This window comes from Variovorax sp. YR752 (assembly GCF_943372545.1).
In genome coordinates this window covers 1-7239 of record NZ_CALRZC010000317.1, presented here as the reverse complement: position 1 = coordinate 7239, position 7239 = coordinate 1, and the positions used below count along the sequence as shown (strand labels likewise).

At 68.7% G+C, this 7239-nt stretch carries 9 protein-coding genes; 6 read left to right on the top strand and 3 right to left on the bottom strand.

The genetic code is table 11. The features are described 5' to 3' along the window. A partial coding sequence (locus AAG801_RS38660; protein WP_341893189.1) for an ATP-binding protein occupies window positions 1-541 on the top strand: 541 nt, incomplete at its 5' end. Window positions 542-550: 9 nt separating this feature from the next. Here the strand turns inward: AAG801_RS38660 and AAG801_RS38655 are convergent. Both AAG801_RS38655 and AAG801_RS38650 read right to left on the bottom strand, forming a co-directional pair. Then, on the bottom strand, window positions 551-1801 hold the full coding sequence (locus tag AAG801_RS38655; RefSeq protein WP_101489654.1) for a cation:proton antiporter: 1251 nt from the start codon (window positions 1799-1801) through the stop codon (window positions 551-553). A gap of 87 nt (window positions 1802-1888) precedes the next feature. Next, the gene (locus AAG801_RS38650) at window positions 1889-4057 is read right to left on the bottom strand and encodes a heavy metal translocating P-type ATPase (RefSeq protein WP_341893188.1); all 2169 of its coding nucleotides are present in this window, start codon (window positions 4055-4057) and stop codon (window positions 1889-1891) included. A gap of 45 nt (window positions 4058-4102) precedes the next feature. Here AAG801_RS38650 and AAG801_RS38645 point away from each other — a divergent pair, with 45 nt between their 5' ends. From AAG801_RS38645 to AAG801_RS38625, 5 genes are all read left to right on the top strand, one after another. Continuing rightward, window positions 4103-4288: a hypothetical protein gene (locus tag AAG801_RS38645; RefSeq protein WP_341893187.1), complete on the top strand. Its 186-nt coding sequence runs from the start codon at window positions 4103-4105 to the stop codon at window positions 4286-4288. Further along, window positions 4275-4745 carry a Cd(II)/Pb(II)-responsive transcriptional regulator gene (gene cadR / locus AAG801_RS38640; RefSeq protein ID WP_341893186.1) on the top strand — a complete coding sequence of 157 codons (471 nt, stop codon included), beginning with the start codon at window positions 4275-4277 and terminating at the stop codon, window positions 4743-4745. Before AAG801_RS38645 ends, cadR begins: the two co-directional genes overlap by 14 nt. 81 nt (window positions 4746-4826) lie before the next feature. Then, window positions 4827-5072 carry a ParD-like family protein gene (locus tag AAG801_RS38635; protein WP_341893185.1) on the top strand — a complete coding sequence of 82 codons (246 nt, stop codon included), beginning with the start codon at window positions 4827-4829 and terminating at the stop codon, window positions 5070-5072. Beyond that, entirely contained in the window at window positions 5072-5863 is a 792-nt protein-coding gene (gene map, locus AAG801_RS38630; RefSeq protein WP_341893184.1) for a type I methionyl aminopeptidase, read from the top strand. Before AAG801_RS38635 ends, map begins: the two co-directional genes overlap by 1 nt. Before the next feature lie 102 nt (window positions 5864-5965). Next, entirely contained in the window at window positions 5966-6403 is a 438-nt protein-coding gene (locus AAG801_RS38625; RefSeq protein WP_341893183.1) for an SRPBCC family protein, read from the top strand. Between the two features lie 6 nt (window positions 6404-6409). Here the strand turns inward: AAG801_RS38625 and AAG801_RS38620 are convergent. Continuing rightward, window positions 6410-7239: spore coat U domain-containing protein (locus AAG801_RS38620; protein ID WP_341893182.1), on the bottom strand; the 830-nt coding region annotated here is incomplete at its 5' end.

Genomic DNA, 7239 nt, shown 5'->3' with positions numbered 1-7239 from the left:
CCTCGAGGAAATGGGTCGGCTCTCGGGCATCGTGACCGACATGCTGTTTCTTTCGAAGGCCGACCGCGGCACCTCGGCGCGCTCGAAGGCGCAGGTGAATCTCGCGGACCAGGCGCGCGACGTGATCGACTTCTACGACGCCATGCTCGACGAGGCCGGCCTGCGCGCCGAGGTGCACGGCGAGGCCGTGGCCGAGGCGGACGCGGGGCTGATCCGGCGCGCCCTCTTCAACCTGCTGGGCAATGCGATCCGCTTTGCCGAGCCGGCCTCGACGGTGCGCATCGAGATCGCAGCCGGGCCTGGGGACCAACACAACACCATCACCGTGGTCAACCGCGGTGCGGCCATCGACCCCGAGGCGCTGCCCCGCCTCTTCGAGCGCTTCTACCGCGCAGCCCAGGCGCGCGACGGCTCCACGCGCCACCATGGGCTGGGCCTGTCGATCGTCGAAGCGATCGCGCGCATGCATGGCGGCGAGGTGTTCGCGTCGAGCCAGAGCGGCGAGACGCGCATCGGGTTCAGCATGCGCCGCAACGGCTGAAGCGCGAGCTCAGGGCTCGGCGTGCGCCGTCTCGGCGGGCCGGGCCTTGCGGCCGATGCACAGCGTCATCAGCGGCCCGGTCATCGCGGTGGTGGCGAGCGCCATCACCAGCAGCATCGTGAACAGCTCGGGGCCGATCAGGCCGACGTCGAGGCCGATCTTCATGACGATGAGTTCCATCAGCCCGCGCGCGTTCATGAGCGAGCCGGTGGCCAGGCTGTCGCGCCAGCTGTAGCCGGCGATGCGCGCGCCCGCCGCGCCGCCCGCGATCTTGCCCACGGTGGCCACGCCCACGATCAGCAGCATCGCACCCAGGCTCGCGCCCGAGAACGCGTTGGCCGTGGTGCCCAGCCCCGCGAGCGCGAAGAACAGCGGCATCAGCACGACGATGGAAATGGGCTCGATGCGCTCGCTCAGCGAGCGCAGCAGGCGGTCGTCGCGCGGCAGGCAGGCGCCGAACAGGAAGGCACCGAATACCGCGTGCAGGTGCAGCCATTCGGTCAGCAGCGCGCACAGCAAGAGGCCGATCATGAGCGAGGCCATCAGCGTGGTCGACGGCTCGCCGTCGGGCGCCTTCACACGCAGCAGCCACGCAAAGGCCGGCTTCAGGCCGAAGAACAGGAAGGCCAGCAGCACCACCACGCCGACCGAAGTCTTGAGCAGGCCGGCATAGCCCTCGCCCGCGCCGATGGTCGCGACCACGAAGGCCAGCAGGATCCACGCAAACACATCGACCACCGCCGCCGCGCTCAGCGACAGCTGGCCGAAAGGCGTGCGCGTCATGCCGCGGTCTTTCAGGATGCGCGCCATCACCGGAAACGCCGTGATCGACAGCGCCGCCGCCATGAACAGCGCAAAGGGCCAGAAGCCCACGCCGGCCGGTGCGAGCGTGGGGTGCAGCATCGGCGAGATCGCGATGCCCAGCACCACCGGCACCGCCACGCTCAGCACGCCCACCGCCCCGGCCGCCTTGAGCTGCGCGCGCATGTTGCGCGTGGCCCGCAGCTCCAGCCCGACCACGAACATGAACAGCACCAGCCCCACCGTCGCCAGCGACGACAGCCCCTGCAGCGACTCCTTGGCGAACAGCTGCACATGCAGCGACGGGAAGAGCGTGCCCATGACCGCCGGCCCGAGCATCAGCCCCGCCGCCATCTCCCCCACCACGCTCGGCTGCCCCACATGGCGCAGCACCCAGCCGCACAGGCGCGCGGTGGTGAGGATGACGACGAGTTGCAGCAGGAGCGTGGTGACGGACATGGGCGGGGGCGCGGAGCGGGCGAAAAGGACGGCCGATGTTAGTGCCACCGCCGCCCTGCCCCGCAGGCCCTCATGCCTCGCGCAGATTCACTCCTTGGGCATCCGCATCAACCGCAACCCGTTCGCCACCACCAGCAGGCTCGCCCCCATGTCGGCAAACACCGCCATCCACATGGTCGCGCTGCCGAACACCGCGAGCACGAAGAACACGCCCTTGATGCCGAGTGCGAGGGTGATGTTCTGCCACAGCACCGCATGCGAGCGGCGCGACAGGCGGATGGTCTCGGGAATGCGGCGCAGGTCGTCGTTCATGATGACCACGTCGGCCGCTTCCATCGCGGTGTCGGTGCCGGCGCCGCCCATGGCGAAGCCGATGTCGGCCTTGGCGAGCGCAGGGGCGTCGTTGATGCCGTCGCCGGTCATCGCGACGGCGCCGTAGCGCTGCTGCATCGCCTGGATGGCGTCGAGCTTTTCTTCGGGCAGCAGGTTGCCGCGCACGTCGTCGATGCCGGCGTGCGCGCCGATGGTCTTCGCGGTGGCGGTGTTGTCGCCGGTGAGCATGACGGGCGTCACGCCCAGTGCGCGCAGCTCGGCCACGGCGGCCTGCGACGAAGGCTTGATGGTGTCGGCCACCGCGAACAGCGCGAGCACCGACTTTTCGGATGCGAGCAGCGTCACGGTGCGGCCGGCCTCTTCGTGGCGCTTGAGCTCGGCTTCGAGTTCCGGCGAGCACAGGCCGCGCTCTTCGATCAACCGGTGGTTGCCCAGCACGTAGCTCTGGCCCGCGTGCGTGGCCTGCACGCCGCGTCCGGGCAGCGCGGTGAAGTCGCCGACTTCTTCGACCGACCCACCCAGGCCTTGGGCGATGGCCTTCGACACCGGGTGGTCGGAGCGGCCGGCGATGTTGGCGGCCAGCGCGTACACCGCGCCTTCATCGCCCGCGGCCTTGTCGATCAGCACCGACTCGACCAGCTTGGGCTTGCCTTCGGTGATGGTGCCGGTCTTGTCGAGCGCCACGGCCTTGAGCTTGCGTGCCTCTTCGAGGTAGGTGCCGCCCTTGATGAGAATGCCGCGCCGCGCGGCCGAGGCCAACGCGCTCACGACCGTCACGGGCGTGGAGATGACCAGCGCGCACGGGCACGCGATGACCAGCAGCACCAGCGCCTTGTAGATGGCCTGCACCCAGGTCCAGTCCATGAGCCACGGCGTGAGCATGGCGACGGCCAGCGCCAGCACGAAGACGGTGGGCGTGTAGATGGCGGCGAACTTGTCGACGAAGCGCTGCGTGGGCGCGCGCGAACCCTGCGCCTCTTCGACCGCGTGGATGATGCGCGCGAGCGTGGTGTTGGCCGCCACGGCCGTCACGCGGAACACCAGTGCGCCGGTCTGGTTGATGGTGCCGGCAAACACCGCATCGCCCGCGGCCTTGTCGACCGGAATGCTCTCGCCCGTGACCGGCGCCTGGTCGATGGCGCTGGTGCCTTCGAGCACCACGCCGTCCAGCGGCACGCGCTCGCCGGGACGGATGCGGGCCACGGCATCGAGCGCCACCGCGTCGGCGCGCACGGTCTGCCAGCTGCCGTCGGGCTGCCGCACCTCGGCCTGTTCGGGCGCGAGCGCGAGCAGGCTCTGGATGGCGTTGCGCGCGCGGTCGACGGCGCGGGCCTCGATGAGTTCGGCAATGGCGTACAGCGCCATCACCATCGCGGCCTCGGGCCACTGGCCGATGATGAAGGCGCCCGTGACGGCGACGGCCATCAGCGCATTGATGTTGAGGCGCCCACGCACCAGCGCGGCGAAACCCTTCTTGTAGGTGTCGAGGCCGGCCAGCGCGATGGCCGCGAGCGCGAGCCCCATCTCGGCAGCCATGAAGCCCACGCCGTCGAGCGCGAGAAACGACACGGTCTCGGCCGCGATGGCCAGCACCAGCGCGGCGACGAGGCGCGCGAGGCCGGTCGACATGCCGGCAAAGCGCGCGGGCTCCGCCTTCTGCGCGCCCGACGCAGCCACGGGCTCGGGCTTGAAGCCGGCCTGGCGGATGGCTTCGAGCGCGGCGGGCAGCGCGCCGTCTTCGGTCGTGAGGGCGAGCGTGCGTTCGCCCAAGCGGAAGCGCAGGCCCTTCACGCCTGCGACGGGTTCGAGGGCGCGACGGATTTCGGACTCTTCCACCGCGCAGTCCATGGTGGGAATGCGAAACAGCACCGCGCCCTTCGGCAGGTCGGCGGGCTCGGTCGACGCCGGGGTGCTGCCGCACACGGAGCTGCCGCAGCAGGCTGTTTCCGGTGCTGCGGGGGCGTGGGCATGCGCGTGATCGTGCGCATGGTCGTGCCCGTGATGATCGTGATCATGGTCATGCGGCGCTGCACGCGGCACCGGCTGATTCAGGGTGTTCTGATTCGTCATGCATTCATTGGAAACCCTGAAGCAGGTGTAGAGTCAACCGCTGATTGCCACTTCCTTGAGATGCCGCATCATGAAAATCGGTGAACTGGCCAAGGCCACGAACACGCCGGTCGAAACCATCCGGTACTACGAGCGTGAGCAGCTGCTGCCCACGCCCGCGCGCACCGACGGCAACTACCGCATCTACGACGACGAGCACACGCAGCGCCTGGGCTTCATCCGGCGCTGCCGCTCGCTGGACATGACGCTCGACGAGATCCGCAGCCTGCTGAAATTCCGCGATGCCCCGCAGGACGACTGCGGCGAAGTGAACCAGCTGCTGGACGACCACATCGGCCACGTGGCCTCGCGCATCGCCGAGCTGAAGACGCTCGAAAAGCAGCTGAAGGCGCTGCGCCTGCAGTGCGGCGGCCCCGAGTCAGCGAGTGCCTGCGGCATCCTGCAGGAGCTGGACACCGCCGCGCTCACGCCCGAGCCCTTCGGCCAGCACGCCGGCCATGTGCACGGCACGCTGCACGGGGCCTCTGCCAAGCGCGCCTGACGCCGGGGCCTTCGGCCTCAGCAACGATCGACCATATGAAATGCATATAATCCGTATACGTTTCATACAGAGAGGTCGCCCATGGGCATCGTCAAGATTTCGGACCTGATGCACGAGAACCTGCGCGTGGCGGGCAACGCCCTCAGCCGGTCGATCAATGCACAGGCAGAGCACTGGATGCGGGTCGGCATGCTGACCGAGATGCACCCCGACCTGGACTACCGGGAGGTCTGCCAGCTGCTGATCCAGGCCGAGCTCTCGGGCGGCCTGGACATTGCCGCCCCACCCGGCAAGCCTCGCGCTGCCGCGAACGGCAAGCAGCACTGATGGCACACGATGTTCCCCTCCGGTCGACCGAAGAGCTGGTGATGGCGCGGCGGGCCGCGCAGCTGGCTGCAGAGGTCCTCGCCATGATCGAGCCCCACGTCGTGCCCGGTGTGAGCACCGATGCGCTCGACAGACTCTGCCACGACCACATCGTGAAGGTGCAAGGCGCCGTTCCCGCCAACGTGGGCTACCTGGGCTATCCGAAGACCATCCTCACCTCGGTCAACCAGGTGGTGTGCCACGGCATCCCCTCGCCCGACAAGATCCTGAAGAAGGGCGACATCGTCAACATCGATGTCGCCGTCAACAAGGACGGCTGGTTCGGCGACACCAGCCGCATGTTCTTCGTCGGCGAGCCCGGCGTGCTCGCTCGGCGCCTGGTGGAGACGACGTACGAAGCCATGTGCGCCGGCATCCGTCAGGTGAAGCCCGGCGCGACGCTAGGCGATGTGGGCCACGCCATCCAGTCGGTTGCCCAGCGCGAGCATTTCAGCGTGGTGCGCGAGTACTGCGGGCACGGCATCGGCCAGATCTACCACGACGAACCGCAGGTGCTGCACTTCGGGCGGCGCGGCGCGGGCCTCGTGCTGGAGCCGGGCATGGTCTTCACCATCGAGCCGATGCTCAATGCGGGCCGCGCCGAAACGAAGCAGCTGGCCGACGGGTGGACCGTCGTGACGAAAGACCGCTCGCTGTCCGCGCAGTGGGAGCACATGGTGGCGGTGACGGCCGACGGGTACGAGGTGCTGACGGCCTGGCCCGGCGGTACGGGAGCCTACGCGCCGGTTTGAAGCCCCGGGGTTGGCGCCTCAATGTCCCTCGTCGCCGAGGCTGCATCGCAGGTTCTGCGGGACGCAGTGCATTAGGCTTCGCGCCTACTCCTGACCCTCCTCATGCACATCGAAGAACGCATCCACATCGCAGTCCCGCCCACGGTCATCGACCACATCTGGAGCGAGGTCGACCAATGGCATCTGTGGGACCCGGACACCAAGCAGGCCCGGCTCAACGGTCCCTTCGCTGTGGGAACCAAGGGGCGGATCGTTCCCAGCAAAGGCATGGGCGTGCCGATGGCCGTCACGGAGCGCACCGAGGGCCGATCGTTCACCGTCGAAGGCCACATCCCCCTGTTCCGCATGCACTTCGAGCACACGGTGTCGCCGGTCGCCGGTGGCTCGGAAGTCGCGCACCGCGTGTGGTTCACGGGCGGCCTGGCCTTCCTGTTCGGGCCCGGCGTTGCCAAGCAACTTCGCAAGGGGCTGCCTCGGACCATGCAGTCGCTGAAGGCCTATGCGGAGCAGCGCCACGCGCCGCTTCGCAACGACGCCTGACGGGCTCTAGTACGTCACCGTGACGGTGACCGTGTCGCTGTAGCTGCCCGGCGTCACATTGGTCTGGGCCGGCACCCGTCCATAGACCGGGATGGCGCTTCCGGGGTTGCCGCTGCCGTCGACCGTGTCCGTGCCGGCGGTGTTGCCCCAGCGCAGCGAGCGCGCGGCATCGCGGTACAGCTCGTACCGGATGTAGTCGCCTGCGCCACCTGAACCCCCTGCACCGCCCGCCATGCGCCGCTGGGTCCCCGCCACGTTCGCGCCATTGCTCAGCCCCACCTTCCAGGCGGTGCTCGGCGGGCAGGCCATCGTGATGGCGGCCGTGCCGTTGACCGCGGACGCCAGCGAGTTGGCACTGCCGAAGTCCAGGTCGGTGGCCGCCACGCTGACGGTGCATGCATTGGAATAGGTGGCCGTGACCTGCGTGTAGAAGGTCGTCCTGCCGACGTACTTGGCCGAAGTCGCGGTGCAACTGTCGGGCGCATTGCCGCTCTTCATGCCCCAGACGACCTCGGAGTTGTAGATGTTGGACTGGTAGCTGCCCGCCACCAGCGATTGCCCCGACGGCACGCGGCCGTAGAGCGGAATGTTCAACGCGACGTTGCCGCCGCTGGCCGGCAGCACGAACGAGCCCCCCGCGCTGGCGTAGGTGCCGCCGCCCGGGGGCGGGCCGACGATGCCGCTGCGGGCTGCGTCGGCATAGATGTTGTAGGCCATCTGCGCGCCGTTCCAGTTGGTCATGTAGCGCGGGGCGTAGCCGGCGATCTCGCTGCCCTGGTAGACGTACACGCAGTAGTTCATGTACATCACCTGGCCGGTGTCGTTCTGGCAGGTGA

Excerpts from the sequence above, each read along its gene's own strand:
- AAG801_RS38655 (WP_101489654.1), bottom strand. The coding sequence starts at position 1,801 with ATGTCCGTCACCACGCTCCTGCTGCAACTCGTCGTCATCCTCACCACC.
- AAG801_RS38645 (WP_341893187.1), top strand. The coding sequence starts at position 4,103 with ATGCGCGTGATCGTGCGCATGGTCGTGCCCGTGATGATCGTGATCATG.
- cadR (WP_341893186.1), top strand. The coding sequence starts at position 4,275 with ATGAAAATCGGTGAACTGGCCAAGGCCACGAACACGCCGGTCGAAACC.
- AAG801_RS38635 (WP_341893185.1), top strand. The coding sequence starts at position 4,827 with ATGGGCATCGTCAAGATTTCGGACCTGATGCACGAGAACCTGCGCGTG.
- map (WP_341893184.1), top strand. The coding sequence starts at position 5,072 with ATGGCACACGATGTTCCCCTCCGGTCGACCGAAGAGCTGGTGATGGCG.
- AAG801_RS38625 (WP_341893183.1), top strand. The coding sequence starts at position 5,966 with ATGCACATCGAAGAACGCATCCACATCGCAGTCCCGCCCACGGTCATC.